Origin of the sequence: Granulicella sp. S190 (genome assembly GCF_009766095.1) — a bacterium.
In the GTDB taxonomy this organism is placed as follows: Bacteria; Acidobacteriota; Terriglobia; order Terriglobales; family Acidobacteriaceae; genus Edaphobacter.
In genome coordinates this window covers 285,336-312,328 of record NZ_LMUD01000039.1, presented here as the reverse complement: position 1 = coordinate 312,328, position 26,993 = coordinate 285,336, and the positions used below count along the sequence as shown (strand labels likewise).

The window sequence follows — 26,993 nt, the reverse complement described above, 5'->3', positions numbered from 1 at the left end:
TCAGAGTGATCTTCGCGCAGAGAGCTGATTGAGCCTGAATGGTTGGGATGGCTGATAGAACAGGGTCACTGGGTAAGGGTATAGCGGGAAATGAAGGGTATGAGAAGTTGCGGCAAGGCGCTTGCATTCGTTGTTGCTCCGTCGATCAGTAACTGGCTTCCCTCATCTTATAGGGGTGAGGAGTGCTATACTCGGCGAAAATCTTCTGCCACAAGGGTTTATCAGGCTCAAAAGAATGCTTTTCAAGGCTCGCAGTGCTGCAGTGTATGGAATCGACGCTCATATCATCGATGTCGAAGTCGATTTTTCCAATATCAAGCTAGACCAGGAACAGTTCCATACTGTTGGATTGCCCGACGCGGCGGTGCGGGAGAGCCGTGATCGGGTGCGGTCGGCGATCAAGAACTCCGGGTTTGAGATTCCGCCTACGCGGATCACAATTAACCTTGCTCCGGCCGATTTGAAGAAAGAGGGTTCTGGATTTGATCTGCCGATTGCGATTGGCATCCTCGGTGCTTATGGCGCGCTCCATATAAAAAATGTAAGCGACTACCTTCTGGTGGGAGAGCTTGGTCTCGATGGAAGCCTCCGTGCGGTACAGGGGATGTTGCCAATCGCCGTCGTTGCGCGTGCGAAGGGAATTCCGAACATGGTGATTCCTGCAAGCAATGCGCGAGAGGCTGCGGTGGTGGAGGGGGTCAACGTCTATCCTGTGAACTCGCTCCTGGAGGTTCGGGAGTTGCTGAACTCGGTGACGATGGGCGGAGTTACTGCGAAGCCGTTGAAGGTGGAGACCACAGAGCTCTTGAACGAGATGCAGCACTTTCCCTTCGACTTCAAGGACGTCCGCGGGCAACAGGTAGCGAAGCGGGCGTTGGAGGTCGCCGCTGCCGGTGGTCACAATATCCTAATGATTGGGCCGCCCGGGTCGGGCAAGACGATGTTGGCGAAACGACTGCCATCGATTCTTGCTCCGCTTCGATTTGAAGAGGCGCTTGAGACCACGAAGATTCACTCGGTGGCTGGTGTTTTGGATGCTGAGCAGGGGCTAGTGGCGCATCGCCCGTTTCGGTCGCCACACCATACCATCTCTGACGCCGGGTTGATTGGCGGGGGAATGATGCCGCGGCCCGGGGAGGTTTCGCTGGCACACAATGGGCTGCTCTTTCTGGATGAGCTGCCGGAGTTCCCGCGAAATGTGCTGGAGGTTCTGCGGCAGCCGCTTGAGGACGGACATGTCACCATAGCCCGGGCGGCGATGAGTTTGAGCTTTCCGGCGCGATTTATGCTGGCTGCGGCGATGAATCCGTGTCCCTGCGGCTATTTCAACGACAAATCGCGGGAGTGCATGTGCACCCCTCCCATGATTCAGCGATATGTTTCGAAGGTGTCAGGTCCGTTGCTGGATAGAATCGATATCCATATCGAGGTTCCCGCGGTGCAATATAAGGAGTTGCGTAGTGGAGCGGCCGCGGAGGGATCTGAGCAAATCCGAGCGCGGGTTCTGGCTGCGCGAGAACGGCAGCACGCGCGGTTCGGCCAGGCGGGGGAGCGGACAAAAGGTTCGGCAAAGGGAGCTTCGCGGCAGATCTTTTCGAACTCGCAGATGAATACCCAGCAGATCCGGTCTTATTGCGAACTATCTTCTGACGCCGAGCGACTGTTGGAGCGGGCCATGCAACAACAAGGGCTGAGCGCACGCGCACATGACCGTATCTTGAAGGTAGCAAGGACGATAGCCGATCTAGGTGCAGAGCAGGATATTGCAGTAAAACATATTGCGGAGGCGATTCAGTACCGCACTCTTGACCGCAGTTACTGGTCGTAGGGTGGATTGCATGACTGATAACAGTAGAAGAGTGGCATTTCCATAGAACTTACAAAAATCCTGTTTCTGGAATATCTTTATTGAGAGGTTCCCGAAATAAGTATTGACCTTGAGCCTCAGACAGTTTACTTTCCTTGAAGTCGTAGTTGCTCAGGTTCAGAAAACCCCCCTCACATGAGTACCGGGTAATCTGCGATGGACTTTCGACTTGTCAGAGCTCTGATAAGTCTTCTGTTTCGTTCCCTGGGCGCGGCGAGCGCTGAATCATACGGAGAAGCAGATTTGGATGGAAGGCTAATTTAGCCAGCGCAGTCAGATGTATGTTGTAAGGCAGCTGTATTTCAGATATCAGATATAGAAATATAGTAACTATCTACACTTTTACAGAGTCCCCTCGCTCGTTTGTTGCGTCTAACTTTTAGCGAGAATTAAACACGGCGACAGTTCGAAAGATCGGTAGCCAATTATCAGAACAGGCTAGTCAGCGCTGACAAGACGCTTATGCCTTGAAGGTCGAAAAGGGAGAAACTATGCGCTCAGATCTTATTTTTGGAGCTCTCACACACGTGAACAACCGCTACGAGCTTTGTCAGTTGGCTTCGAAGGCGACCCGTAAGCTGCACAAGCCAAACACTCGGTTGCAGGATACGACGAACGAAGTTCTGGATCGCTTCAAAGACACCATCCCGATGGACGAGTCAAGCGAAACAGTGGTAGAAAAGGTACAATTGCAAGAGCGCCGCGCGGCTTAACGCGCGGCTGTTTCACCTTTCGCAAAAGCTACGAGTAAATTTAACAAGATCACCCGCACTACAACCCATCCGCAGTTCAAATTCACCCAACAATTTTGGCCTTCCGCACGACCCCCTCGTCAAGCAGATCCCGCCTCAGTTCCAAACAATCCCTCCTAAATTTCAAATTCCAGGTTAAAACATGACTATCTCTGAGTTAAAAGAACATAACATCGCGGAGCTGAGTAAGCTTGCACGCGGTCTCGACATTGCGGGCACCAGCGGGCTCCGCAAGCAGGATCTCATCTTCAAGATTTTGCAGGCGCAAAGCGAAAAAGAAGGGCACATCTTTGCCGAAGGCGTGCTCGAAATTCTGCCGGATGGTTACGGCTTTTTGCGTTCGCCTGATTACAACTATCTGCCCGGTCCTGACGACATTTATGTCTCTCCTTCGCAGATCCGCAAGTTCGATCTGAAGACCGGAGATACGATTAGCGGCAATGTGCGCCCCCCGCATGAGGGTGAGAAGTACTTTGCTCTAGTGAAGATCGAAGCAATCAACTTCGAGTCGCCGGAAGAGACACGGAATAAGATCCTGTTCGACAATCTGACCCCACTGTACGCTCAGGAGCGAGTCAAGATGGAGACGGTTCGTGAGCACATCTCGGGCCGGGTGATGGACCTCCTGACGCCGGTGGGTAAGGGGCAGCGTGGGCTGATCGTAGCTCCGCCACGTACTGGTAAGACGATGTTGCTGCAGTCGATTGCGAATAGCATTACGGCGAATCATCCTGAGGTTGTGCTGATCGTGCTACTGATCGATGAGCGCCCGGAAGAGGTCACCGATATGCAACGCTCGGTGAAGGGTGAGGTGATCTCCTCGACCTTCGATGAGCCTGCTGCACGCCACGTACAGGTTGCCGAGATGGTGATCGAGAAGGCCAAGCGCCTTGTGGAGCACAAGCGCGATGTGGTAATCCTGCTGGACTCGATTACGCGTCTGGCGCGTGCCTACAACACGATTGTGCCGCCTTCGGGCAAGGTTCTCTCAGGCGGTGTGGACTCGAATGCGCTGCAGAGGCCGAAGCGGTTCTTCGGTGCGGCCCGCAATATCGAGGAGGGCGGTTCGCTGACGATCATTGCGACGGCGCTCGTCGATACCGGTTCGCGCATGGATGAGGTGATCTTCGAGGAGTTCAAGGGAACCGGCAACATGGAAGTCATCCTGGATCGCAAGCTGGTGGATAAGCGTGTGTTCCCGGCGATCGACATTCAGCGCTCCGGTACGCGTAAGGAAGAGCTGCTGATTCCGAAGGAAGATCTGCAGCGGACCTGGATTCTGCGTAAAGTGCTGAACCCCCTGTCGCCAGTTGAGGCGATGGAGCTGCTGACCGATAAGCTAGCGAAGACTCGGAATAATCAGGAGTTTCTGCATAATATGAGCTCGATCTAGATTCGGTTTTCGTAGGACCAAAGGCGCAGCTCTTCGGAGCTGCGCCTTTTTTGTTTTCCTAAGATCTTGTCCTGCCGGACGAGCCTCCTACGCGGAGGGCGGCCATTTCATGGCTTTTTCCTTAGGTGCCTCTACTTCGTCGGAATCCGAACCTTTACGCTGTTTTCTAGTAGCCGTTGGCGATGAGGTACTGCTCGGTAAGGTCGAATTTTTCCGGGGAGTGCCGGCGTTCGGCGTATTTGCTGAGGACGTCGACCTCGATGTTGACGGGGGTGCCGGGGGTGAGGGTGTGGAGGCTGGTGGCGGCGTAGGTGTGGGGGATGATGGCTACCTCAACCTCGGCGCCTTCTATGGAGGCTACGGTTAGGCTGATGCCCTCGATGGTGATGGAGCCCTGGGGTACGACGTAGCGGGTGAGGGTGTCGGGGAGTTGGATACGGAGGCGCCAGTCGGTGTCGGGCTGGTTGGGGGTGATCGGGGCGAGAGAGACCAGGGTGGCGGTGCCGTCGACGTGGCCCTGGACGACGTGGCCTCCTAGGGGGGAGCCGGCGGGGGTGGGAAGCTCCAGGTTGACTATAGCGTCCGGGCGCAGGTGGGTAAGGGTGGTGCGGGCGATGGTCTCGGCGGCGAGGTCAGCGGAGAAGCGCGGGGGGAAGGCGTTGGGCTCGATGCTGAGGGCGGTGAGGCAGACGCCGTTGACCGCGATGCTGTCTCCTGTATTGAGACGCGCGGTGAGCGTGGGCGAGGCGATGGTGATGCGGGTTGCGCCTGCGGTTGGCGTGATGGCGAGCAGGGTGCCGGTGGTTTCGATCAGGCCGGTGAACATAAGTACAGATTACAGTTGTCAGTTCTCAGGTGCCAGTTTTCGGGTGTCAGTCCGCAGTTTGCTCATGCCAGGGGTCGTGGAGGTAGCCGGTGACGCAGGCATCGGGGCCGTAGTTGACGCGGGTGGTGCGATGGAGGGATTCCTCGAAGAGGTAGGGGGAGGCGATGCCCTGGGCGAAGGGGATGGCTTGTACTCCCAGTTCGGTCTCGGCGTAGATCAGGACGGCTTTGTCGACCAGGTTCTGCTGGAGGAAGGCTCCGTTGAGATGGGAGCCGCACTCCAGCAGGAGGCTCAGGATGCTGCGCTCTGCGAGGGTGGTGAGGACGGCTGGAAGGCTGAGGCGTCCCGCGTGGTCGGGGATGGTTTCTACCTGGGCTCCGGCGTCGGTGAGGGCTGTGATTTTGTTGCTCGGCGCCGTTTTGCTGCAGAGGATCAGTAGATCCGGGTAGCCGGAGTCTTTTCCGCTGTCGGCGGAGAGGACCAGCTGCGAGATGAGCGGGATTCGCAGTTGGGAGTCGAGGATGACGCGGAGCAGGGGGCGGCGGCGGGGTAGAGCGTTGGGGCCGAAGACTCCGCTGCGGTCGGTTAGTTGAGGATTATCGGCTAGGACGGTGCCGATGCCGGTGAGTACGGCGTCGGAGGCGTGGCGGAGGAGCTGGACCTCGTAGCGGGCGGCGGGGCCGGTGAGCCAGTGGGGCTGGTTGGGGTAGCGGGCGGCGGGGGGTGGGGCTAGTTTGCCGTCGACCGAGAGCGCGGCCTTGAGCGTGACGAAGGGCGTCTTGTGCTGAATGAAGTGGGCGAAGGCGTCGTTGAGGTCGCGGGCCTGCTGCTGGAGGATGCCGACGGTGACCTCGATACCTGCGGCGCGGAGTTTGGCGAGCCCCTGGCCGCTTACCTGGGGATTAGGGTCTTGCGTGGCGACGACGCAGCGACTGACGCCTGCGGCGACGAGGGCGTCGGCGCAGGGGCCGGTGCGGCCGTGGTGGCTGCATGGTTCCAGCGTGACGTAAGCCGTTGCTCCGATGGTGGAGAGGCCTCGTTCAGCGGCCTGTTTGAGGGCTACTATCTCCGCGTGATCGCGGTAGGCGTAGAGATGCGCTCCTTCGCCGATGATCTTTGCACTACCGCCGTTGGGCGGGGTCTGCGTGAGCACACAGCCTACCTGCGGATTAGGTGAGGCCAGACCTGTAGTTTCGGCTGCGAGCTTGAGAGCCCGGCGCATGTAACCTTCGTCGATGGAGTTTAGGGTCATGCTCTTAGCAGGATAACTTTGATGTCTTTCACGTAACGGGTACCCCTCCCCCCACCCCTTCGGGGGTATTTTGCAGGGAAGTTATTTTGTTTCATAAGCTTACGGAGGGTGGCTGACTGCAAAATATTCATTCGAAAAGGTTTACGTGCAAAATATAGAAAACAGGACAGTTAGTGTCTAAACGACAGACGCTCCGACAGGCTGCCGGAGCGTTTTTCTTTCCATAGTCAGTATATCGTTTTGGCGATAACTCCTATGCCATGCGATTGTCCTTGTCTGATGCAGGTTTTCGTCGGTTGGGGGCTTGACAGCTCGCTGGAGAGACCAAGGTGCAGGCTGGTTCTTCCATCCTGTTACGAAACTCGCAAACCGGCCAGATGCTGGAATTTTTTGATGATTCCCGACGAAAAGTCGACTTCAGGGAATCTATCGTGCAGCGAGGAAACGATCGACGCGTGTGTTCCCTTAACCACCAACATCGGAGTGTTATTGAACTCGCTTCGTTAGGATTCTGGGTGGCGGAATCGCGCAGGTTTCAACGGCCACCCTGATTTGGTTTCCGTCGTGGGCCCTATTGATGCAATGAGAATCCAGATGGCAGAGCTGCCTCAAGATTGATTTGTTCTCCGGTGATGGGGTGGTGGAATCTCAGAGATTGGGCGTGCAGGAGATATCCTCCATCGCCGGGAAGGCCGGGGAGATCTTCAAGAGGCTGGCCGGTTATGCCGTACAGAGGATCGCCTAGCAGGGGATGGCCGATGGATGCCAGATGGATTCTGATTTGATGAGGGCGGCCCGAATATAGGCTTACCTCAAATGTTGTTGTGTTTGTCGTGCGTGAGATCACCTTCGCCAATGACTTTGACGGTTTGCTACCTGGTTTGCCAGTGGGGCTGGCGGCCCACACGGAACCGAGGCGCGGGTGCGGTACGAGGCCGATGGGTGTGAGAATTTCGTAGGCGTCCTGCTGTGCAACGTTTTGAGCCAGCGCCCGGTAGATCTTTTGAACTCTGGGTGTGTTCCAGTGTGTGGATAGTTGAGAGGCCGCCTGCGGTGTTTTGGCGAAGAGGACGATGCCGGTGGTGGCTCGGCCCAACCGGTGGACAGGGTTTGCGTTGGGGGTTTGCTTCTGCACCAGGCGCAGGAGGGTGTTTTCCAGGAAGCCGCCGCCGGGGAGGGTGGGCAGGCCGCTGGGTTTGTTGACGGCCAACAGGTGGGGGTCATTAAACAGGGCTTCGAAGTGCTGAGGGGAGTCTGGTTCGATCCAGGGAGGACGGTTCCAGACAAGGGTTTGGCCTGAAGTGACCGATTCGCTTCCGGTAGCGGTCATGCCGTTGAGGGTGACTTCGCCGTTGTCCAGATTTTGTTGCCATGCTTGTGGGGTTGAGTGGGAGTAAAGGCTTGCCAAGTGGGAGAGCAGGATTTGTCCATGATGTTTCCTGCTGATGATTGTCGTGTAGGCATAGCCCCGGTTGAGCATGTGGTTTGAGTGTAAGCGATGGCCTCTGCGGCAGGAGTTGCTGGGTTTCGAGCGTCACTGGAGTTGGCGGGCAAGAGCTCTCAACTGGGCCAGTGTGGGGCCAGATTTCGCGCGGATCACGGCGAGCGCTGCTCTTTTTCACATGGCGGGAGAGGTCTTCCTCATGGTGGCTCGGTGGTGGCTCGTGGTGATTGCGTGGAGTTTTGCCGCACACTCCTGTGTCGGCTGGGCTACAATCCTCTCCTTTGTAAGAGGCGTCTTTTCCGGGCGCTGAAGGCGGACCATCAGCAGAGCGGCCTGTTGAGCGAGGCTGGGTGCGGTTCGATGGATGAATTTGGGAGTTGAAGCGAGGGCGCGCAGGCGCGCTCTTATATCACTGGCGAAGGATGAACCTGATTACTGAGATTGCGCACGAAGAAAAGGATGAGGGGCCATGACTCTAAGGAAGAGCACATATCTTGCGTTTGCATTTTGTTTGAGCCTGTTGAGCGTTGGATCGGTCGCGGCGTGGGGGCAGGCGGTGCCTGCGGAGAAGGCTAATGAGGCGCGGGTGGACCGGCTGCTGAAGCAGATGACGCTGGAAGAGAAGATGAACCTGGTTCGCGGCGGGCTGGAAGATCCTTCGGTGTATCAAGGGCAGGCGGGGTATCTGCCGGGAGTTCCGCGGCTGCATGTGCCTTCGCTGCGCATGGCCGATGGGCCTCCGGGCTTGTTGACGCGGGTGCCGGGGCAGGCGGAGACGGCGACGATGGGTGTTGCTGCGACCTTCAGCGCGAAGGATGCCGAGGCGAATGGCGCGGTGATTGGGCGGGAGGCGCGGTCGTTGGGTATCGACGTGGTGCTGCAGCCGTTTATCAATATCGACCGCGATATTACGTTTGCGCGTGCGTATAACACGTTCGGTGAAGACCCCATGCTGAGTGGCGCGATGGGCGCGGCTGAGGTTCGCGGAGCGCAGGCGCAGGGTGTGATGGCGATGGCGAAGCACTATGTGGGGTACGACTCGAACTCGTACAACATCTTCATCGATCAGCAGACGCTGCACGAGGTGTATGCAGCGCCGTTTGTGGATGCAATTGGTGCGGGCGTGTCGTCGGTGATGTGCTCGTATAACCGCATCAACGGGCCGTTTGCGTGCGGCAGCAGCGATACGCTGAAGACGATTCTGAAGGATGAGATGGGGTTCAAGGGCTTTGTGACGTCGGACTGGGGCGGCGTGCACAGTGTTCTGTTTATCAACGAAGGGCTCGATATGGAGATGCCTGGCGCAGCGGAGGCGGATAGTCCGTTCAAGGCGTTTATCACTAACTATTTTGTGACGGCCCCACCGGAGCCACCGTCGAATAAGCCGCTCGATCCTGAGGAGCTGGCGGGGATCCTTGGCGGTCCGATTCCGGAGGAGCCAAAGGGAAACGGTCTGGATCTGGGAGGCTTCCCGCGCGATAACGATAAGACGACGATGCGTGAGGCTCTGAAGAACGGCACGGTGACAGAGGCTACGATTACGGCGGCGGCGCGGCGTGTGCTGTATGAGATCGACCGCTTTGGGTATCTGGACGGCAAGCAGAAACATAACGTGACGCCGCAGGATATCGAAGAGAATGCAGCTGTGATTCGGAAGACGGCTGAGGACGCGGCGGTGCTGCTGAAGAATGACCATGCGTTGCCGCTGAAGGACGAGGATCTGCAATCGCTGGCGCTGATTGGGCCGGGAGCGGGACAGATTGCGGCGATTGGAACGTTTGGCGAGCGCAGCCCCGGGTTGACGAAGAGGCAGATCGGCCCGCTGGAGGCGCTGATGAAGGGTGCTCCTTCGGCGAAGATCAAGTTCGCCGTGGATGACGATATGACGGGCGTGCCGGTGCCTGCGGCGGCGCTGTCGCATGATGGCAAGCCTGGTTTGCTGCGTACGGAGAGTTCGGGCCATAACAGCGTGGATGCACAGCTGGACTTTACGCATAGCGATGGCAAATCGCTTCCGGCGAACGAGGCGGCGACCTGGAAGGGAACGCTGACGGTGCCGAGCGAGGGCGAGTACTGGCTGTACCTGCAGGCGCTGGGTACACGGGCCAAGCTGATGATCGACGGCAAGCGCGTGGGTCAGACCGGCGCGGCCAAGGGAACGGTGCATGGCGATATTCAACAGGCCACGCAGGACAATGGATTCCCAACGGTGGATGGGCTGGATAATGTGCGGCGTGCGGTGCAGCTGACGAAGGGACCGCACTCGATCACGGTGGCGACGAGCAGCGATACGTCGAATGCGCCGGCGCAGGTTCGTCTGAACTGGATGACGCCGGAGCAGAGGATTAGCGATCACCATGCTGCTATCGATGCGGCGACGAAGGCGCATACGGCGGTGGTGTTTGTGTGGACGCGAGGGAAGCCGGACTTCGCGCTGCCGGGCGAGCAGGACAAGCTGGTGGAAGAGGTGGCTGCGGCAAACCCGAACACGATTGTGGTGATGAACGTAAGCCAGCCCGTCGCAATGCCGTGGCTGAGCAAAGTGAAGGGCGTGGTGCAGATGTGGTGGACGGGCGACGAAGGCGGATGGGCGACGGCGGATATTCTGCTGGGGAAGGCCAATCCGGCGGGTCGTCTGCCGTTTACGTGGGCGAAGAAGCTGGAGGACTATGCGGCGAACGATCCGGCGCATCCGGAGCGTTCGGCGAAGGGTGTGGATGGGAAGACGACTTACTCCGAGGGCGTGGATGTGGGATATCGGTGGTTCGACAAGGAGAAGATCGACCCGATGTTTCCGTTTGGATTCGGGCTTTCGTACACGACGTTCGAGTACTCGGACCTGAAGGTGGCGAAGGCTTCGGATCACGGACTGGATGTTTCGGTGAAGGTGAAGAATACGGGGAGCGTGGCGGGAGACGAGGTGCCGCAGGTGTATCTGGATGCTCCGGCGAAGCAGCCGGAGGGTGTGCAGTTTGCGCCGAAGACGCTGGCGGCGTTCGACCGCGTGACGCTGGCTCCGGGTGAGACGAAGGAAGTCACGATGCATGTGGCTCCGCGTGCGCTGGAGTACTGGTCTGTGGCGGAGAAGAAGTGGGTACGGTCGGAGGATCGCGTGGTGCGGGTGGGGCCGTCGTCGCGGGATCTGCAGTTGACTGCGGCGAGGTAGAGCTGCGAGGGGCCTGTCCTGCCGGACGGGCCTCCTGCGCTTGCCACCCACGGACGAAGATCTGTCCTGCCGGACGGGCCTCCTGCGCGGAGGGCGGTCACTTCGTGACTTTTATACCTTTTTGCGGCTGGATTATCTGCTTCGGTCCTCCCTTCGGTCGGGAGGGTGATGCTTAGTCGATGAGGGAGTCTACGAAGCTGGCGCTGTCGAAGGGGATGATGTCTTCAAGCTTTTCGCCTATGCCGGCGTAGATGACTGGCAGTTTTAGTTCTGTTGCGATGGCGAGGACTATCCCGCCCTTGGCGGTGCCGTCGAGCTTGGTGAGGACGATGCCGGTGACGTGGGCGGCTTCGGTGAAGAGACGGGCCTGGGTGAGGCCATTTTGCCCTGTGGTTGCGTCCATGACGAGGAGGGTCTGGTGCGGAGCGCCAGGGATGAGTTTCTCCGCCGTGCGGCGCATCTTGTCGAGCTCCTTCATCAGGTCGGTCTTGGTGTGGAGGCGACCGGCGGTGTCAACGATGAGGACCTGGGTGTTGCGGGCCTTGGCGGCGGCGCAGGCGTCGTAGAGCGCGGCTGAGGGGTCGCCACCTTGCTTGGTCTTGATGATCTGTACGTTGGAGCGCTGGGCCCATACTTCAAGCTGCTCGATGGCGGCGGCGCGGAAGGTGTCGGCTGCGCAGAGGAGAACGGTGCGGCCCTGGGCGGTGAAGTGCGCGGCGAGCTTGCCGGTGGTGGTGGTTTTGCCGGTGCCGTTGACGCCGACCATCATGATGACCTCGGGCGGGGTGGCCGGGTGGGTGACGGGCCGGGCTACGCCGTCGAGGATCTGCTTGAGCTCGGATTTGAGGAGGCGTTTGAGGTCGTCGCCGCCCTGGATGCCGACGCGGAGGGCGCGCTGGCGCAGGTTTTCCATGACGAGCGCGGTGGTGGGGGCGCCGAGGTCTGCGGCGAGGAGCAGAGGCTCGAGGTTGACGAGGGTGGTCTCGTCGACCTCGCGAGTGAGGGCGATGACGGAGCTGATGGACTCGGAGAAGGACTCGCGGGTGCGGGTGACCGCCTGCTTCATGCGGTCGAAGAGGCCGCGTTTTGGCTCCTGTGGCTCTGGGGCGGCGGGAGTTAAGGGCTCGTCTGGTTGCTGGTCGGATTTGTCGCGTTTGCCGAAGAGGGAAAAAGCCATGCTGTTGCTAGTTTAGCAATGTTGCGAGTGGGGGCGAATCGGCGGTGTTGCATGCGCTTTGACGCGATGCTAAAGCGGTGTTCGATTGAGGCGGTGGGGATTGCTAGGAGGGTTTCGTCGAGTTGAGGGTGTTCTGGTAGACGCGGAGACGGACGGAGCCGGCTTGAAGGAGCGGGGTGTCGATGTGATGGGCGTGGCCGTGGTCTAGCAGGTCGCCAAGGATGGTGTCTACTTCGACGGGATTGCCGGCCTGGAAGTCGCGGTACATCGAAGAGGTAAGGTTCGAGTCTTTGGTGGTGGCGGTCTTGCGGAGGTTTTCCAGGAAGGCCGGGGCGGGCGGGTAGCCGCAGGCGGCGGCGATCTCGGCGCACTCGTCGATGGCCTGGAGGATGGTCTGTTCGCCGTCGGGGACGGCGTTGATCTCGCCGATGGAGCCGCCCAGCAGGGAGTTGACCAGCCCGAGGGAGGCGATCATCACCCACTTCTGCCACATGGCCTGGGTGATGTTGGTGGAGAGCTCGACTTCGAAGCCTGCGTCGCGAAGGGTCTGGTCGAGGGCGCGGAGGCGTGGTGTGGTCTCGCTGTTGTGTTCGGCGTCGCGCTCCCCATAGATGAGCTTTTGCACTGGGGTGATCTGCACGATGCGACCGTGTTGGTCGAGCTCCGTGGAGACCAGGGTGACGCCGCCGAGGACAGCTTTCTCGCCGAAGGTGTGGGTCAGGGTCTCCATGTGGCGCATGCCGTTGAGGACGGGATAGATCATGGTGTCGGGTCCGACTGCGGGCGCCAGGTCTTTGATGGCCTGGTCGAGGGCCTGGGCTTTGACGCTGAGAAAGATGAGGTCGTACGGAGCGTGAATCTCAGCGGTGGTGATGGTCTGCGGCTTGAGAGTGAGGTCGCCATGAGGGCTGACGATGCGCAGGCCGTCCTGCTGGAGCTGCCTGGCGCGGGCGGCCCTGACGAGGAAGGTAACGTCGCGTCCTGCCTGGGCGAGACGAGCTCCAAAGTATCCCCCTACCGCACCTGCGCCGACGATCAAAATCTTCATCTTGCTCCTTGCTGTTGTCTGCGGCTGAGAATAGCTCAGCCTAGCTGGATGATGTATGTGGGAGAGAGGGAGGAGGGGCTGGCGGGCATGAGCCGCGAGGTGGGATGCGGATCTTTCGGGTTGGGGATGACCTTGGTCTGACGCGCCTTGATGAAGATGATGGCAGCCACCAGGACGACGATGATTGCAACCGCGAACGCGATGACGACGGGAAGAAAGGAGGAGTCGCTGGTGCGCTCTTCCGGAGCGGGGTCGTTATTCGAAGGCAGAGGTTGACTCATAAGGGGTTGGATGCAGGACCGGGCCGATGGATTTGCATGGCACTGTGCAAATCAGCTTGGGCGTTAGTTGGCCGGTGCAGGGGCGGTGGTGGCTGGCGCGTGGCTGGGCTGAGAGGGCCAGACCTGTGGACGCACAAGAAGCAGGAGGTAGAGGAAGAGGATCGCGATGAGGACGAGGCCACCGATGAAGATGTGAGGACGGAATCCCATGTAGGTTTTGTGCTGCGGGAGGTCCGGGGGAGGGATGTGTCCGTGCTCGTGATCATGCATGCGTACCAGCTTAGAGGAGATTTGGATGTGGTGCCGATGATCTTTTAAAACACAGAGGCAGATACAAATACGGGGGTCTCTCCACTGCGTATCGGACGATAGTGCTGTCCGCTACTTCGGTCGAGATGACGATTCTTATATCGTCACTGATCGCATTGCGACGATGACGTTGTCCGCTGCTCGGTCGAGATGACGATTCTTTATATTGTGAATGGTGAAGATTCGAGCGGCGTTATTCGTCGCGGCCGGGGCGGGCCATCAGTTCGCGGATGGCTTCCTTAGGACTTTTGTTGTGGTGGAGGATGGCGTCCATCTGTTCGGTGATGGGCATCTCCACGGCGTAGCGTGCTGCGAGACCGAGGGCGGCGGCGGTGCTGCGGATACCTTCGGCTACTTTGCCGTGGAGGCCAGCGACGATCTCTGGAAGCTGGCGGCCACGGCCCAGTTCGATGCCGACGGCGCGGTTGCGTGAGAGCGAGCCGGTACAGGTAAGGATGAGGTCACCGACACCGGAGAGTCCGGCGAGGGTTTGGCGGCGGCCACCGCAAGCTACGGCGAGGCGCGTCATCTCGGCGATGCCGCGTGTGATGAGGGCGGCGGAGGAGTTGTGTCCGAGGTTGAGGCCGTTGGCGACACCGGCGGCTAGGGCGATGACGTTTTTGAGGGAGCCGCCAAGCTCGACGCCGGGGACGTCCTCGTTGGTGTAGACGCGGAGACTGGTCGAGGTGAAGTCACGTTGGATGGTCTGCGCCACGTGCGTGAGCTCAGAGGCGACGACGACCGCGGTGGGCATGCCGGCTGCGACCTCCTGCGCGAAGGAGGGGCCGCTGAGGACGGCGAAGGGGTTGGCGGCGATGGAGGCGACTACCTGCGACATGCGAAGGTAGCTGGTCTCTTCAATGCCTTTGCTGGCGCTGAGGATGATCTGCTTGCGCGTGAGGAGGGGGGCGATGTGAGTGAGCACGCCGCGAAGATGCTGCGAGGGCGTGACGCAGAGGAGGATGTCTGCCTCGAAGATGGCGAGCGGCAGATCGGCGGTGACCTGAATATCGACAGGCAGGGTGAAGCCGGGGAGGTAGGGCAGATTTTCGCCGGCCTCGCTGAGCTGGGTGGCGAGGGCGGGAGAGTGAGACCAGAGAAGGATCTGGTGGCCGCCGCGACGGGCGAGAGAGAGCGCGAGAGCGGTGCCCCATGCGCCTGAGCCGAGGACGGCGATGCGGCTCAAGCGGACACCTTCTTTTTGCCGAAGCGGCTTTCGGTGCCGGCGAGGAGGCGGCGGATGTTTTCGTGATGCTTGGCGATGACGAGGATCGGCATGAAGATCATGCCGGCGATGACGAGCGGAGTTCTTTGCGGGATGAGGTAGAGGCCGAAGAGAGGGAAGGTGGCCGAACCGAGGATGGAGCCGAGAGAGACGAAGCGAGTGAGGAAGACCACGAGGAGGAAGACGGAGAAGATGCAGACTCCGCCGAGCGGGCTGAGAGCGAGCATCACGCCGAGTGCGCTGGCGACGCCTTTGCCGCCGCGGAAGCCAAGCCAGATGGGATAGACGTGTCCGAGCATGGCGACGGCACCGGCGATGACGGCGAGGCCCCAGTTGCCGGGCGCGAGGTGCTGGGCGATCTTGACGGCGAGGAAGGCTTTGCCGAGATCGAGGAGAAGCGTGGCGATGCCGAGGCCTTTGGCTCCGCTGCGGGCGACGTTGGTGGCGCCGATGTTGCCGCTGCCGGTGGCGCGGATGTCCTCTTTGCGAAAGGTCTTTACGAGGAGATAGCCGAAGGGGATAGACCCAAGAAGATAAGCGAGCGGAATGGAGAGGAGCCAGGGGTTCATTGTCGTCCGAATGAGTCTACCAAGTGTGGGTGAGGATGGGATAAGAGACGGTCGACCGCGGAGTTGCGCGGATGATGCGGATGATGCGGATTTTAAAAAGACGAGAGAGACGGATTGACTGCAAAGACGAATGAAGACAGATGCGTTGTAGCAAGAGGATCAGTTTAATGATGATGATTGCGTGGGGAAGGTTTATCCGTGGTTATCCGTGCGATCCGCGGTCGTCTTTGTTTTTGTGGGTCAGAGGATGTGGTGGCGGATGAGTTCGAGGGCGTGCTGGCTGGCCCACCAGCGGACGCGCTCGCGGTCGCCCATCAGGCGGAACTCCTTGACCTGGGTGTCTTGTGCGTCGGCGAGCGCGATGTAGACGAGGCCGATGGGTTTTTCCGCGTCGGGGCCTGGCGCGCCTGGGCCGGGGCCGGCGATGCCGGTGATGGAGATGCCGAGCGAGGCTCCGGTGCGGGTGCGGATGCCTTCGGCGAGGGCGCGCGCTACCTCGGCGGAGACGGGGCCTTTGGTGGCGACGAGGTCTGCGGGGACATCGGCGAAGGTGGTCTTGAGCGCGTCGCTGTAGACGACGGCGCCCCCGAGGAAGTAGCGCGAGGAGCCGGCGATGGCGGTGAGGCGCTGGGCGAGGAGGCCTCCGGTGCAGCTCTCGGCGGTGGCGAGGGTGAGGTGACGCATACCGAGGTGGAGCAGGACGACCTCTTCGAGGGATTCGCCGTTAGAGGAGAAGATGGTGTCTTCCATCTCGGCTTCGATCTTTTCGGTGAGGTCGTCGACGCGCTGCTGGGCTTCGGCGAGGGTGGGCTTGGCGCAGAGGAAGTGCAGCTGAATCTCGCCTGCACCGGCGAGGATGGTGGTCTCGATGTCGGAGTACTGCTTGTAGATGGGAGCGGTTCTCGCGTCTACGTGCGACTCGGGGATGAGGGCCATGCGGAGCATGCGTTTGGCGAGGTGACGCGGGGGTAGAGAGGAGGCGAGGCGCGGCTTGACCTGCGTATCGAAGAGCGGCTTGAGCTCTTTGGGCGGACCGGGCAGGAGGATGACGATCTTGCGGATGGGCTGCTGCTTGCCGTCGGCGTCGGGGATTGCGGTGTCGATGGATGTGTCGAGGAACTGGCCGGGGGCACTGCCGTTGGGGTTGTCGAGGACGATGGCGCCTTCGAGCACGTCGGCCTGCTTGGCGTTGTTGGGCGGCATCACCATCTGGCGCGCAGCGAAGCGCTTGTAGAGCTGGGCGAGGATGGCGGGGTTGGGCTGGAGGGTGATGTTGAGTGCGGCGGCCACGGCCTCGCGGGTGAGGTCGTCTTCGGTGGGGCCGAGGCCTCCGGAGAAGACGATGACATCGGCGCGGTTGATGGCGATGGCGGCGGCGCTGGTGAGATGAGCGAAGTTGTCGCCGACGATGGTCTTGAAGGCGACCTGCACGCCGAGATCGTTGAGGCCGTCAGTGAGGTAGAGGGAGTTGGTGTCCTGACGGAAGGGTGTGAGCATTTCGGAGCCGGCAGCGATGATTTCAGCGATCATGGTAAAGAGTGGCTTTCTGCGCCCTGGGAGTGGCCTTGGTTCTGCTGTTTTGATGATATGCGGGATGTGGGTTGCGCGGATTGTTGGATTTTCGAGCGTTTAGTAGAGACGCTTGCTTTGAATGAAGCTGTCCGGGTTGCCGTCGGCGGGGTTGACGAAGTGGACGTCGCCGGGATCGCGGCGCGGGGTGTCGACGGCGAGGACGACGAAGGGTTCTTCAAGGATCGCAGGCGTGCCGTGGATGGTGCCTTGTTGGAAGAAGACGAGCTGTCCGGGGCCGACTTCAAAGGGCGGAGCGTCGCCAAGGAAGAATGTGGCGCGGCCCGACAGGACGACGAGATACTCGTCGCAGGTGGAGTGATAGTGCGCTGCGACGGGCCGATAGACGCGGAAGACGCGCGAGCTGGCATGCGTCCGGTCGGTGAGCCGGGTGTCGATCAGCATGGTGTCGGCGGTATCGGGAAAGCTGGCGGCGATCTCGCGGAGATCGAAGATGGCGGTGCTGGGTGAGGCTTGGTGTGGCTTAGAGGTCTTAGGCATAAGGGTGTCCCTCTGCATAAGATGACGGATTTGGGGTTGAAGAGCGAGGAATTAACTTACAAGGTTGGGTTGCGCCTTGTGCCCGTTGAGTTCCGGGTTGGCGTGGGCACCCCCCTGTACGGGCAGGAAGATGGAGAAGACGGTGCCGCAGTTGGGAGTGGTGGTGCGGGAGCGTACGCGGAGGCTGCCGCCGTGCTTTTCTACGAGCTCACGCGAGACCCAGAGGCCGAGCCCGGTGCCGGTATCTTTCTTTGTGGTGAAGAAGGGCTCGAAGATGCTGTTGAGGTGTTCGGGGGGCACCCCGAGGCCGGTGTCGGCAACGGTGATGCGGACGCCTGGCCGTGTGGGGTCGCGGGGATCGGTGGTGGAGTTGGCCCTGAGGTGGACGGTGTCGCCCCGGGTGCAGGCGTCGAGACCGTTGGCGATGAGATTGGAGAGGACCTGGCGGAGCTCGCCGGATGCGCCAAGGACCTCGCGGTCGGTGTCGGAGTGGGCAAGAAGCGTGATGCCGAGAGCGGCGGCGCGGGCGGAGTAGAACTCGCAGACCTCCTGAACGACGACCGCGGGCTGGAAGCGTGCGGCGGACGAAGCCTCGCGATAGAAGCCGAGGGATTGGCGGGTGATGTGGGCGATGCGGCCAAGCTCACTCTCGGCCTGCGAGAGGAGGTGGCGTACCTCGTCGATCTCTTCGGAGCGGCGAGCGATGTAGATGAGATTGGTGAGCCCTTCGAGGGGATTGTTGACCTCGTGCGCGACGGTGGCGGCGAGACGGCCGGCGGCGGCGAGCTTTTCGGCACGCATGAGAGCGCCCTCGGACATGCGACGCTCGGTGATGTCGCGGAAGACCAGGACGACGCCGATGAGCTTGCCGGAGCTGTTGCGGATGGGCGCGCCGCTGTCGTCGATGCAGATCTCTGCGCCGCTCTTGGCAACAAGGTAGGTGTGGTTGGCGAGGCCTACGACGGTGCCCAGACGAAGCACCTTGTCGACGGGATTTTCGACGGCGGCGCGCGTCTCTTCGTTGAAGATGGGGAAGACGCGGTGCAGCGAGATTCCGCGCGCCTCATCCTCCTGCCAGCCGGTGAGCTGCTCGGCGATAGCGTTCATAAAGACGACGTTGCCCACGGTGTCGCTGGCGATGACGGCATCGCCGATGCTGCGAAGGGTAGTGGAGAGCCATTGCTCGCGAGCGTAGGACTCTTCGACTCGCTGCCTGATCTCCTTGATCTGCTCGTTATGGGCGGCGGTGAGGATGCGAAAGATTCTGCGGGTCTCCCACGCAAGCAGGCCGGCGATGAGGGAGATGGCGACGATGAGGACGATGCGGGCGTTGCGGGTGACGAGTATGTTTTCCGCAGAGCGTTGGGCGCGACGGCCCATGACGATACTCAGAAACTCATCGAGCTGGGCGCGCAGGGTGTCCATGTCCTGCTTGCGCTGCAGGAGGTCTTGCTCGAGCGTAGTTGCATCCTGCGGGAAGGCGCTGATCTCCTGATAGGCCTCCAGCTCCCATTGCTTGTGGCCGGCCTGGAGGCGATGCAGGCGGGCGACCTGATCGGGACGGTGAACCAGCGAGAAGAGGGTATCGAACTCGGGTTCGATCTGCAGATCCGCGGAGTGGAGAGGCTCCAGAAAGACCGGATTGCGGGTGAGGAGAAAACCGCGCAGGCCTGTCTCTTCATCCAGGATCAGCTTGCCCAGCCTATTTCCGTGGAGGGTGACCACATCCGCCCGGTCGATGGCGTTTGCGCTTTCTTCGACACGCTGAAGGCCGTATCCAAGGATTAAAGCGAGAACGGCAAGTGCTGCAACGGGTAGAGCGAGGAGCCGAAATAAGAGCCTGTTGTAAAGCCGCGATTCCAAGTTGTGCTCCTCACGCGAGAGACGCTATCAGTCTGGATCGTTTTCCAGAAGAGGTATTTCTGGCTGTGATGATTCTACGGAATGATGGGCTGATCTGGCGACTGCAAGAGCAGGATGGTTGTACCAGGGTCAATAATGGCGACTTGAGAGTTTGAAAGGCGACCACGGATTTCGCGGATGCTCGCGGATAAAAGATGAAAGGCGTAACGATGATAAAAACGGATTTTTAGAGATTAGAAGGGATTTTGAGTCTTTAGATAGCGGCTTTAAGGTCTGGGTGCGGGATGCACTCGTTGAGATCGCACTCGACAGTACTAGCCGTCGCGGGATCTAAATTCTTCTTATATTTATCGTTTTTTTCGTTGTTACGCCGTTGTCCATCAGCTAGGGAAGTTGGCGGCCTTCTACTTCCATGGCGACGTGATAGAGGGCGTCGCGGGTGGCGAGGGCGGCGTTGCCATCTTCGAGGAAGACGAGACCGACTAGGTTGCTGCCGGAGACCACGAGGGTAGCGTCTTGATGGCGGTCGATGCGCACGATACCGCGCTGACCGCGAAGGCTGGCGGCTACGTAGAGATTGTCGTCGACATCGAAGGCCATGCCCTGAGCGCGGCCAAGCCCTTGGTAGAAGGCGGTCGCATTGCCATCGCGGTCGATGGCGTGGATGACCTGGTTGGAGGAGGTGGTGGGGCCGGTGACAAAGAGCGTTCCGGCGTCGTTGAAGGCGAGATGGTAGGCGGCGATGCTGGGTTCGAGCGTGGCGTAGACGAAGATCTCGCCGCTGGCGCCGGTGCTGCTGCCGCGGCTGATCTTGAAGATGGTGCCGGAGCGGTCGCCGACGAAGAGGTTGCCGTCGCGGTCGAAGGCGATGCCGGTGGCGATGCCCATGCCCTCGGCGTAGGTGGAGCTGGCGCCGTCGGGGGAGATGCGGTAGACGGTGCCTTCGGCGCGGGAGCTGGCGTAGAGGTGTCCGTCGGGGCCAAAGGCGAGGCCGGTGGCGTTCATCATCTCGCGAACAAAGGGGCGGATCTGGAAGTCGCGCTGGATTTGAAAGATGGAGACCGGCACGGCCTGGCCGCGTGAGCCGGAGACGGTCGCGTAGACGTTGCCGTCGGCATCGACCGCAGGATTGGCGACGGGGTGAAGATTCTCCGCCATGGGCACGGCGACGCGGACGTTGAGCGGGTTGCTGGCCACGCCGCTGCGGTGCAGGATGAGGTCGCCGGTGATGGTGCCTTCGGGCACGCGGACGGTGGCGCGGGTGGGCCGGCTCATTAGAACAGGGGAGGAGATGTCGCCGATGCTGGCGTGGGGGATAAGGGTGCCGTACGGCTCGAGATGCGAGCCGTGGACGTTGATCTCGCCACCAGGCATCGCCGCGAGGGGGGTCACGCGGTCGAGATGAGGCGTGGGGGCGTCGGGCTTTTCGGGGGTCAGGAGCGAACGAAGTGTAGTCATGGCTGACTTAGCGTAGACGGCTGCAGAGGGGAGCGCAACTTGTGAAGTTCGCCCTGCGCGGGCGGCGGTCACTTCGTGACTTATATATCGGCTTCGCCAAGGCCCGAAGCGCCAACCGAAGGGGTATACAAGTCACGAAGTGACCGCACCACGTGTAGTGGGCGTTTAGAAGCGGAGATGGATGAGTTGCGCGATGGCGAGTGCGAAGAGGCCCGCGCCTACATCGTCGAGCATGATGCCGGTGCCTCCGTGAAGGCGCTCGAGCTGGCGGATGGGAGGCGGCTTGAGGATATCGAAGAGGCGGAAGAGAAGCAGCGAGAGCGCGGCGTGCTGCCAGTCGGCGGGGATGGCGATGAGAGCGATGAGCTGGCCGGCGACCTCGTCGATAACGACATGGCCGGGATCTTCGCGGCCGGACTCGCGAGCGACGATGGTGGCGGCGGGGATGCCGATGAGCGTGGCGAGGATCGCAGCGATGGTGGTGCCGATGGCAAGCGCGACGGGGGCCGGGTGCAGGAGATGCGCTGCCGCGTACCAGAGCAGTACGGAGGAGATGCTGCCGTAGGTCCCGGGGCCGGGCTTCAACAGGCCCGCGCCGAAGAATGTTCCGACGAGCCACGCCCAGAGGGTCTTTTTTTCTGAGGGGGGATGGATCTGGATGGTGGAGTTGGCCACTAGTTTCCGTCGTCGTCGTTCTGGCGGGAGTGCTTGGTGGAGCGGGCGAGCTCTTCGAGGAGGTCGGGGTCCTGAATGGGCGAAGAGATCTTGTAGTCGCCGCTGGCCCACTTGCCGAGGTCGATGCGGCGGCAACGATCGGAGCAGAAGGGAAGGTCTTCGTTGGAGGCGAGGACGATGTTGCGGCAGGTGGGGCAGCGGAGGATCTTTGACATAACGTTAATGATTGTAAATTCTTACGCAATCGAACGCAGCCGACCGCCTTTGGCAAGCAGTGTGGCTCCGTTTATCGCAGAGGAGAGCGGGCTGGCGATGGGAACGCGGGAAAGTTTTGATGGGTCCGCTTGCTGCGGGTGTAAAACGGAACAAATGAAAAAGAATGCGGCGAGCGCATGGTTTCTAGTGACAGTACTTCTTGTCGTAGGTGTGACGTCTGCCGTGGCTCAACAGCAGTCGACGATCTCTGACGAGGCGGCAGCTTCGCGGATTGCGTGGTGGCGCGATGCCAAGTTTGGTCTGTTTCTGCATTGGGGTGTCTATTCCATACCCGGTCGCGGCGAATGGGTGCAATGGAAGGAACAGATTCCGGTGAACGAGTATGCCAAACTGGCGGCTCAGTTTCATCCAGATAAGTTCGATCCTGATGCGTGGGCGGCTATCGCTAAAAGAGCCGGCATGAAATACACCGTCCTTACGACGCGTCACCATGACGGCTTTGCTTTGTTCGACGATACGGAGAGCGATTTTACGGCGATGAAGTCAGCGGCTCATCGCGACTTGGTTGCCGAGTACGTTACGGCAGTGCGCAAAGCCGGGCTGCACATTGGCTTTTATTATTCGCCCCTCGACTGGCGATACCCAGGGTTCTTCTTTCCCGACCTCTATCAGGCGAATGCGGTGAAGATGCGCGAGCAGTATCATCGCCAACTTAATGAACTGGCTTCGCACTATGGCAAGATCGATATCCTCTGGTTTGACGGCGGTGGTGTTGATTGGCTTGGGTTCAATGGTGTTACTTACAAGGATGGATGGCATGAGAGACCAAAGGACAAGCATTATGCTGGCGCTTTTACGTGGAAGGACGACGAGGCTCTGGGCAATCTAAGAAAGCTTCAGCCATCGATCCTCACCAACGATCGTACGGACGCCCCAGCGGATTTTCTTTCGCGCGAAGGTGATGGTGCGATGGGGAACTTCGACGGTGTGCATCCCTGGGAGTTGTGCACGACATTGACTACCGGGGCGTGGGGCTATCTGCCGAACGCGAAGATTAAGTCGTTGAACGATGTCATCCGCCTTTTAGTTGGAGCCGTCGGGCGCGATGGGAATTTGCTGTTGAATGTGGGACCTCGTCCCGATGGACAGATTGTGCCGGAACAGGTCGAGCGTCTTCGCGAGGTTGGTGATTGGTTGAGGAGGAACGGGCAAAGTATCTATGCCACACGGGGCGGCCCGTATCTGCCAGGTGACTTTGGTGTCTCAACCTATCGTGACAAGACGATCTATCTGCATGTTCTCAATGCCTCAGAGAGGACGCTTTCGCTGCCTGCTCTTCCGGCCAGGATCTTGAGTTGCGCAAGCCTCACGGGAGGAAGTGTTGCTTGTAAACAAGTTGGGGATTCGGTGGAGATTACGTTGAACGGAAGTGCGGATGCCAGCGACAGAATTGTTGCGTTGACACTTGCGTCGCCGGCAGGAGAGATCAAGCCGATTGCGACTCCAGTTGCCGGCAACGCTGAGTTGGCGCGCTAGTCGAGGATGCGGGCTACTACGTCGTAGTCGTGGGATTCGGTGATCTCGGCGCGGTAGAAGGTGCCGGGGACCAGAGTTTCGTGCGGGCCGAAGTCGTTGATGAAGACCTTGCCGTCGATCTCTGGGGCGTGCAGCGAGGTGCGGCCCTCCCAGAGGAGTTCGGTCTCTTCGGACTCGCCTTCGACGAGGAGGTCGATCTCGCGACCCACCCACTCGGCTTTGGATTTGGTGCTGATCTTTTGCTGCAGCTTCATGAGCTTGCGGCGGCGAGCCTGGATGGTGCGGTTGGGAACCTTGAGATCGTCAGCCAGTTCGAAGGCCTTCGCACCCTCTTCGTCGGAATAAGTGAAGACGCCGAGCCAGTCGATCTTCGCGGCGGTGACGAAGGCCTCGAGTTCTTTGTAGTCGGCTTCGGTCTCGCCGGGGAACCCCACAATGAATGACGTCCGGATGACTATGCCGGGAACGATGCGGCGGGCCTTGGCGATGAGGTCGAGGAAGATCTGCGCGTTGCCGCCGCGCTTCATGGTCTTGAGGACGCTGGCGCTGGCGTGCTGCAGTGGGACGTCGAGATACTTCGAGATGGTGTCGTGCTTCGCCATGGTCTCGAGCAGGCGCGTGGTGACCTTGTTGGGGTAGGTGTAGAGGAAGCGCAGCCAGCGCAGACCGGGAAGGACGGCGAGCGCGTCGAGCAGGGTGGCGAGACCGTCGGTGAAGCCGAGGTCTTCGCCGTAGCAGGTGGTGTCCTGGCCGATGAGGGTGATCTCGCGGACGCCCTGCTTGATGAGGTTTTCGGCCTCGGCGATGATCGACGACATGCGGCGCGAGCGGAACTTGCCGCGAAGCTGCGGGATGATGCAGAAGCTGCAAGGGTGGTCGCAGCCCTCTGCGATCTTGATGTAGGCTGAGGCGCGCGGCGTGGTGAGGATGCGCGGGGTCGCGTCGTTGTAGAGGTACTCGGGGAGCGCGGCGGTGGCTCCGTCCCATGACTCGCGGGAGAAGCGGCCCTGTTGCTGGCGGAGGTCGCCTTCGGCGCGCGAGGTGTTGCCTGCGTCGATGCCGACAGGGAGGTGCGCGATGTGGTCACCAGCGTGGTTCAGTGGCTCGTCGCCGTGGGTGGTGCCGGTCTCGGCGAGCGATTGCACGATGCGGAGTTGGGGGGCGATCTCGCGGTCGTGTTCGGGGTCAGCGAGTGGGCGCGAGTGCTGGCTGACGGCACTGGGGGCGCGGTCTATCAGATTCGGACCGGTCTGCTGTATGCTGATCGATTCAAGTTGTGCGACTTCGCCGTCGGTCTGGGACATGCTGATGGCGTGGGTGTGGATGGTCGCTTCCGGCGTGCCTTGCGGGAGGATGTTGAAGGGCGAGTTGGTTTGGGCGTGGCCGGTGGGGGTGAGGCCTGCGGCGGCGAGGATTGCCTCGAGTTCGCCTGTGCCTACGACAGCGTCTACCTCGGGGATGTTCTTCTGGATCTCGTCGCGATAGCGTTCGACGAGGCAGCCAGCGACGACGATGCGCTGGGCCTTGCCACCGAACTGACGCTTATGCTGCACCATCTCAAGGATGGTATTGACCGACTCCTGCTTGGCGGAGTCGATGAAGCTGCAGGTGTTGATGACGATGATCTCGGCGTCTTCAGCGCGAGGCGTGAGCTCGGCTCCGTTGTGGTGGAGCAAGCCCATCATTACCTCGGAGTCGACGAGGTTTTTGGGGCAGCCGAGAGAGACGAAGCCTACCTTGGGACGTGTCCTGGCAGGAGATTCGAGGCTTACATCATCGAGAATTGCGGGTGGAGTCACAGACTTCTATTCTACCAACTTTGCGCCGATCGCGAGGATCTTTGCGCCTTCGCGAGGTGTCCGCTCTCTTTATGCCGCGGATACGCACAGCAGGTTGCGTCGTCCGACCGGTTTGATTCCTGCCGACCGTTAGACCTCACGACCACGTCTTCGACTGAGGCCATTGGTGGAGGAGGTGGTTGAAAAAGAGACCAAACGCGGAATAAATAATCGCCCTGCGGGTTTCTCATGCAGAACCAAAGCACAGGAGAACTTTTTATCAATGAATCGCAATGAAGTATCAGGTCCAGTGGAACGAAAAAACCAGACACGTTCAGTTTGCACCTTAGAGCACAGATCTTTCGACAGCAGTATGAGCAAGGAAGCTCCAGCTCAGGGATCGTCTTCTAAAGGGATGAAGGGGCGAAGCAAAGCTCTTTTGGCGGTTTTGCTTGGAGGTGCTTCACTCTGTGCGAGCGCATCGGCACAGACCGGCAATAGCTATCGAGTCACGAACATTATCTCTGACGGCTCCGTAACGGCCACAACTACCGATCCGAACCTGATCAATCCGTGGGGCCTCTCTGCTGGCGGAGCTGCGTTCTGGATCAGCGGTGAGAAGACCGGTTTCGAGATTGTGTCCGCTGCTACGGGCGCCGAGAAGTTCGATGTCAACATTCCCGCTGCCACGGGTAGTGGTCCCGGGCAGCCAACTGAAGTTGTCTTTGCCGCTACGGCAAAGGGATTCACCCTGCCGATCGGTGCTCCCCCGACGTTTCTCTTCGCGACGCATGACGGTGCTATCGCCGGCTGGAACGCCGTTCTCGGAATGAATGACAGCACCGCCCAGATTGTGATCAATAACAGCGCGACCAACGCGTCGTACACAGGAATGGCGCTACTAAATAACTCAACCGGTACCTTCCTGCTCGCGGCGAACTTCGGTCAGGCCAGCGATATTGAGGTCTACAACACCAGCTTCCAGCCCGCGAAGCTCTCGGGCAACTTTACCGATCCCAAGCTTCCGGCGAACTATTCGCCCTTCTCTGTTCACGTGATTGGCGATCAGGTCTACGTAGCCTACGCCCTGCGCTCCACGACCACGACGAACGGTGTGACGGAGTTCAAGCAGACAGTACAGGCTGGCGCCGGCATCCTCGACATCTTCGACCTCAACGGGAACTTCGTTGCGACGGCGGTGAACGGTGGCAACCTGAATGCTCCCTGGGGCGTGGCCGTGGCACCGAGCGGCTTCGGCGTGTTTGGCGGCGACCTGTTGGTGGGTAACTTCGGCGATGGCATCATCAATGCCTACAACCCGACCACGTATGCCTTCCTCGGCCAGATCACCGACTCCACCGGTAAGGCAGTGGCGAATCTGGACCTGTGGGAGATCGTCTTCGGTCAGAGCAACGCCACGCCTGCGGGTGCGGGCGATCCTAACACCTTATTCTTCGCCGCTGGGCTCACAGGTGCAGCTCATGGCCTGGTTGGTTCGATTGCCTCTGCCACTTCTACCTCTTCTGCCACCTTTGGATTCAGTGCATCGACCTCGGCTACAACGGTCACGGATGGTTCCAGTGCAACAGCAACCCTTAGCGTGGTCCCAACCAATGGGTTTACAGGCAATGTGGCGCTCTCCTGCAGTGGTCCGGTAGGCGTGACGTGCACGTTCCCTTCGCCGTCACTCGCGGTCTCGGCGACTGCAGTCAGCACAGAGAACGTCACGATCCAGACGACAGGCAGCGCGGCGAATCGTCAGCCTCACTCGTTCTGGCATAACGGAGAGGCTGCGATTGCAACGGCTCTCCTGCTTCCCTTCGGTTCGATCCTTGCGTTCTCCTGGAGACGCAACGCGAACGGAAAAAACCCGCTGCGCCTGTTGGGCGTGGTCCTTCTCTCTTTCACTGTTGCCACCCTGGTGGTAGGGTGCTCGTCGTCTCCCTCGCAGCCAGCAACCTCAACGAATCCCCCTCCTCCACCCTCAACTCCGACGGGAACGCAGCAGGTCACCATCACTGCTACCTCTGCCGGCATCACCCAGACAGCGAACATCACTCTCACTGTTCAGTAGGCTGGAAGTTGTAA

At 60.2% G+C, this 26,993-nt stretch carries 22 protein-coding genes; 6 read left to right on the top strand and 16 right to left on the bottom strand.

What is annotated here, in order from left to right; all coding sequences use genetic code 11:
- The first annotated feature begins 235 nt into the window (after window positions 1–235).
- The 3 genes from GSQ94_RS17990 (at window position 236) to rho (ending at window position 4,012) form a co-directional block, all read left to right on the top strand.
- A complete protein-coding gene (locus tag GSQ94_RS17990; protein ID WP_158945223.1) occupies window positions 236–1,828 on the top strand; it encodes a YifB family Mg chelatase-like AAA ATPase in 1,593 nt (530 codons plus the stop codon).
- Between the two features lie 530 nt (window positions 1,829–2,358).
- Window positions 2,359–2,580 (top strand): DNA-directed RNA polymerase subunit omega, encoded by a 222-nt coding sequence (locus GSQ94_RS17985; RefSeq protein ID WP_158945222.1) that lies wholly within the window; start codon window positions 2,359–2,361, stop codon window positions 2,578–2,580.
- A gap of 181 nt (window positions 2,581–2,761) precedes the next feature.
- Window positions 2,762–4,012, top strand: coding sequence for a transcription termination factor Rho (gene rho / locus GSQ94_RS17980; RefSeq protein WP_020712094.1), 1,251 nt, complete (start codon window positions 2,762–2,764; stop codon window positions 4,010–4,012).
- Window positions 4,013–4,178: 166 nt separating this feature from the next.
- On the opposite strand, the gene GSQ94_RS17975 is transcribed toward rho, so the two are convergent.
- The 3 genes from GSQ94_RS17975 to GSQ94_RS17965 form a co-directional block, all read right to left on the bottom strand.
- A complete protein-coding gene (locus GSQ94_RS17975; protein ID WP_158945221.1) occupies window positions 4,179–4,838 on the bottom strand; it encodes a riboflavin synthase in 660 nt (219 codons plus the stop codon).
- A gap of 46 nt (window positions 4,839–4,884) precedes the next feature.
- On the bottom strand, window positions 4,885–6,090 hold the full coding sequence (gene ribD, locus GSQ94_RS17970) for a bifunctional diaminohydroxyphosphoribosylaminopyrimidine deaminase/5-amino-6-(5-phosphoribosylamino)uracil reductase RibD (RefSeq protein ID WP_158945220.1): 1,206 nt from the start codon (window positions 6,088–6,090) through the stop codon (window positions 4,885–4,887).
- Between the two features lie 571 nt (window positions 6,091–6,661).
- The gene (locus GSQ94_RS17965) at window positions 6,662–7,570 is read right to left on the bottom strand and encodes an RluA family pseudouridine synthase (RefSeq protein ID WP_158945219.1); all 909 of its coding nucleotides are present in this window, start codon (window positions 7,568–7,570) and stop codon (window positions 6,662–6,664) included.
- Window positions 7,571–8,003: 433 nt separating this feature from the next.
- On the opposite strand from GSQ94_RS17965, the gene GSQ94_RS17960 reads away from it, so the two are divergent.
- Entirely contained in the window at window positions 8,004–10,700 is a 2,697-nt protein-coding gene (locus tag GSQ94_RS17960) for a glycoside hydrolase family 3 protein (RefSeq protein WP_158945218.1), read from the top strand.
- Window positions 10,701–10,872: 172 nt separating this feature from the next.
- On the opposite strand, the gene ftsY is transcribed toward GSQ94_RS17960, so the two are convergent.
- From ftsY to GSQ94_RS17900, 12 genes are all read right to left on the bottom strand, one after another.
- Window positions 10,873–11,877 carry a signal recognition particle-docking protein FtsY gene (gene ftsY / locus GSQ94_RS17955; protein ID WP_158945217.1) on the bottom strand — a complete coding sequence of 335 codons (1,005 nt, stop codon included), beginning with the start codon at window positions 11,875–11,877 and terminating at the stop codon, window positions 10,873–10,875.
- Between the two features lie 103 nt (window positions 11,878–11,980).
- A complete protein-coding gene (locus GSQ94_RS17950; protein ID WP_158945216.1) occupies window positions 11,981–12,925 on the bottom strand; it encodes a ketopantoate reductase family protein in 945 nt (314 codons plus the stop codon).
- 35 nt (window positions 12,926–12,960) lie between these two features.
- A complete protein-coding gene (locus tag GSQ94_RS17945) occupies window positions 12,961–13,206 on the bottom strand; it encodes a hypothetical protein (RefSeq protein WP_158945215.1) in 246 nt (81 codons plus the stop codon).
- Window positions 13,207–13,269: 63 nt separating this feature from the next.
- Complete coding sequence (locus tag GSQ94_RS17940) at window positions 13,270–13,476, bottom strand: hypothetical protein (RefSeq protein ID WP_158945214.1); 207 nt, start codon at window positions 13,474–13,476, stop codon at window positions 13,270–13,272.
- A 232-nt stretch (window positions 13,477–13,708) separates the two neighbouring features.
- A complete protein-coding gene (locus tag GSQ94_RS17935; protein ID WP_158945213.1) occupies window positions 13,709–14,701 on the bottom strand; it encodes an NAD(P)H-dependent glycerol-3-phosphate dehydrogenase in 993 nt (330 codons plus the stop codon).
- Window positions 14,698–15,309 carry a glycerol-3-phosphate 1-O-acyltransferase PlsY gene (gene plsY, locus GSQ94_RS17930; protein ID WP_158945212.1) on the bottom strand — a complete coding sequence of 204 codons (612 nt, stop codon included), beginning with the start codon at window positions 15,307–15,309 and terminating at the stop codon, window positions 14,698–14,700. Before plsY ends, GSQ94_RS17935 begins: the two co-directional genes overlap by 4 nt.
- A 240-nt stretch (window positions 15,310–15,549) precedes the next feature.
- Entirely contained in the window at window positions 15,550–16,839 is a 1,290-nt protein-coding gene (locus GSQ94_RS17925) for a competence/damage-inducible protein A (RefSeq protein WP_158945211.1), read from the bottom strand.
- A gap of 99 nt (window positions 16,840–16,938) precedes the next feature.
- Window positions 16,939–17,379: a cupin domain-containing protein gene (locus GSQ94_RS17920; protein ID WP_158945210.1), complete on the bottom strand. Its 441-nt coding sequence runs from the start codon at window positions 17,377–17,379 to the stop codon at window positions 16,939–16,941.
- Between the two features lie 51 nt (window positions 17,380–17,430).
- The gene (locus GSQ94_RS17915) at window positions 17,431–19,242 is read right to left on the bottom strand and encodes an ATP-binding protein (protein WP_158945209.1); all 1,812 of its coding nucleotides are present in this window, start codon (window positions 19,240–19,242) and stop codon (window positions 17,431–17,433) included.
- A 384-nt stretch (window positions 19,243–19,626) separates the two neighbouring features.
- Complete coding sequence (locus GSQ94_RS17910; protein WP_158945208.1) at window positions 19,627–20,700, bottom strand: gluconolaconase; 1,074 nt, start codon at window positions 20,698–20,700, stop codon at window positions 19,627–19,629.
- A 165-nt stretch (window positions 20,701–20,865) separates the two neighbouring features.
- On the bottom strand, window positions 20,866–21,375 hold the full coding sequence (locus GSQ94_RS17905; RefSeq protein ID WP_158945207.1) for a phosphatidylglycerophosphatase A: 510 nt from the start codon (window positions 21,373–21,375) through the stop codon (window positions 20,866–20,868).
- Window positions 21,375–21,590, bottom strand: a complete 216-nt coding sequence (locus tag GSQ94_RS17900; protein WP_158945206.1) for a DNA gyrase inhibitor YacG — start codon at window positions 21,588–21,590, stop codon at window positions 21,375–21,377. Before GSQ94_RS17900 ends, GSQ94_RS17905 begins: the two co-directional genes overlap by 1 nt.
- A gap of 154 nt (window positions 21,591–21,744) precedes the next feature.
- Here GSQ94_RS17900 and GSQ94_RS17895 point away from each other — a divergent pair, with 154 nt between their 5' ends.
- Window positions 21,745–23,127, top strand: a complete 1,383-nt coding sequence (locus GSQ94_RS17895; protein WP_158945205.1) for an alpha-L-fucosidase — start codon at window positions 21,745–21,747, stop codon at window positions 23,125–23,127.
- On the opposite strand, the gene rimO is transcribed toward GSQ94_RS17895, so the two are convergent.
- Window positions 23,124–24,926 carry a 30S ribosomal protein S12 methylthiotransferase RimO gene (gene rimO / locus GSQ94_RS17890; protein WP_158945204.1) on the bottom strand — a complete coding sequence of 601 codons (1,803 nt, stop codon included), beginning with the start codon at window positions 24,924–24,926 and terminating at the stop codon, window positions 23,124–23,126. The two genes, GSQ94_RS17895 and rimO, sit on opposite strands and share 4 nt — an antisense overlap.
- A 352-nt stretch (window positions 24,927–25,278) precedes the next feature.
- Between rimO and GSQ94_RS17885 the strand changes: the two genes are divergently transcribed.
- The gene (locus tag GSQ94_RS17885; protein WP_254063961.1) at window positions 25,279–26,979 is read left to right on the top strand and encodes a TIGR03118 family protein; all 1,701 of its coding nucleotides are present in this window, start codon (window positions 25,279–25,281) and stop codon (window positions 26,977–26,979) included.
- The last annotated feature ends 14 nt before the right edge of the window (window positions 26,980–26,993 follow it).

Coding starts and splice junctions, on each gene's coding strand:
- GSQ94_RS17950 (WP_158945216.1), bottom strand. CDS start 12,925: ATGAAGATTTTGATCGTCGGCGCAGGTGCGGTAGGGGGATACTTTGGA.
- ftsY (WP_158945217.1), bottom strand. CDS start 11,877: ATGGCTTTTTCCCTCTTCGGCAAACGCGACAAATCCGACCAGCAACCA.
- GSQ94_RS17895 (WP_158945205.1), top strand. CDS start 21,745: ATGAAAAAGAATGCGGCGAGCGCATGGTTTCTAGTGACAGTACTTCTT.
- GSQ94_RS17940 (WP_158945214.1), bottom strand. CDS start 13,476: ATGCATGATCACGAGCACGGACACATCCCTCCCCCGGACCTCCCGCAG.
- GSQ94_RS17945 (WP_158945215.1), bottom strand. CDS start 13,206: ATGAGTCAACCTCTGCCTTCGAATAACGACCCCGCTCCGGAAGAGCGC.
- GSQ94_RS17920 (WP_158945210.1), bottom strand. CDS start 17,379: ATGCCTAAGACCTCTAAGCCACACCAAGCCTCACCCAGCACCGCCATC.
- GSQ94_RS17990 (WP_158945223.1), top strand. CDS start 236: ATGCTTTTCAAGGCTCGCAGTGCTGCAGTGTATGGAATCGACGCTCAT.
- GSQ94_RS17975 (WP_158945221.1), bottom strand. CDS start 4,838: ATGTTCACCGGCCTGATCGAAACCACCGGCACCCTGCTCGCCATCACG.
- GSQ94_RS17910 (WP_158945208.1), bottom strand. CDS start 20,700: ATGACTACACTTCGTTCGCTCCTGACCCCCGAAAAGCCCGACGCCCCC.
- GSQ94_RS17960 (WP_158945218.1), top strand. CDS start 8,004: ATGACTCTAAGGAAGAGCACATATCTTGCGTTTGCATTTTGTTTGAGC.
- GSQ94_RS17900 (WP_158945206.1), bottom strand. CDS start 21,590: ATGTCAAAGATCCTCCGCTGCCCCACCTGCCGCAACATCGTCCTCGCC.
- ribD (WP_158945220.1), bottom strand. CDS start 6,090: ATGACCCTAAACTCCATCGACGAAGGTTACATGCGCCGGGCTCTCAAG.
- GSQ94_RS17965 (WP_158945219.1), bottom strand. CDS start 7,570: ATGCTCAACCGGGGCTATGCCTACACGACAATCATCAGCAGGAAACAT.
- rho (WP_020712094.1), top strand. CDS start 2,762: ATGACTATCTCTGAGTTAAAAGAACATAACATCGCGGAGCTGAGTAAG.
- plsY (WP_158945212.1), bottom strand. CDS start 15,309: ATGAACCCCTGGCTCCTCTCCATTCCGCTCGCTTATCTTCTTGGGTCT.
- GSQ94_RS17885 (WP_254063961.1), top strand. CDS start 25,279: ATGAGCAAGGAAGCTCCAGCTCAGGGATCGTCTTCTAAAGGGATGAAG.
- GSQ94_RS17925 (WP_158945211.1), bottom strand. CDS start 16,839: ATGATCGCTGAAATCATCGCTGCCGGCTCCGAAATGCTCACACCCTTC.
- GSQ94_RS17985 (WP_158945222.1), top strand. CDS start 2,359: ATGCGCTCAGATCTTATTTTTGGAGCTCTCACACACGTGAACAACCGC.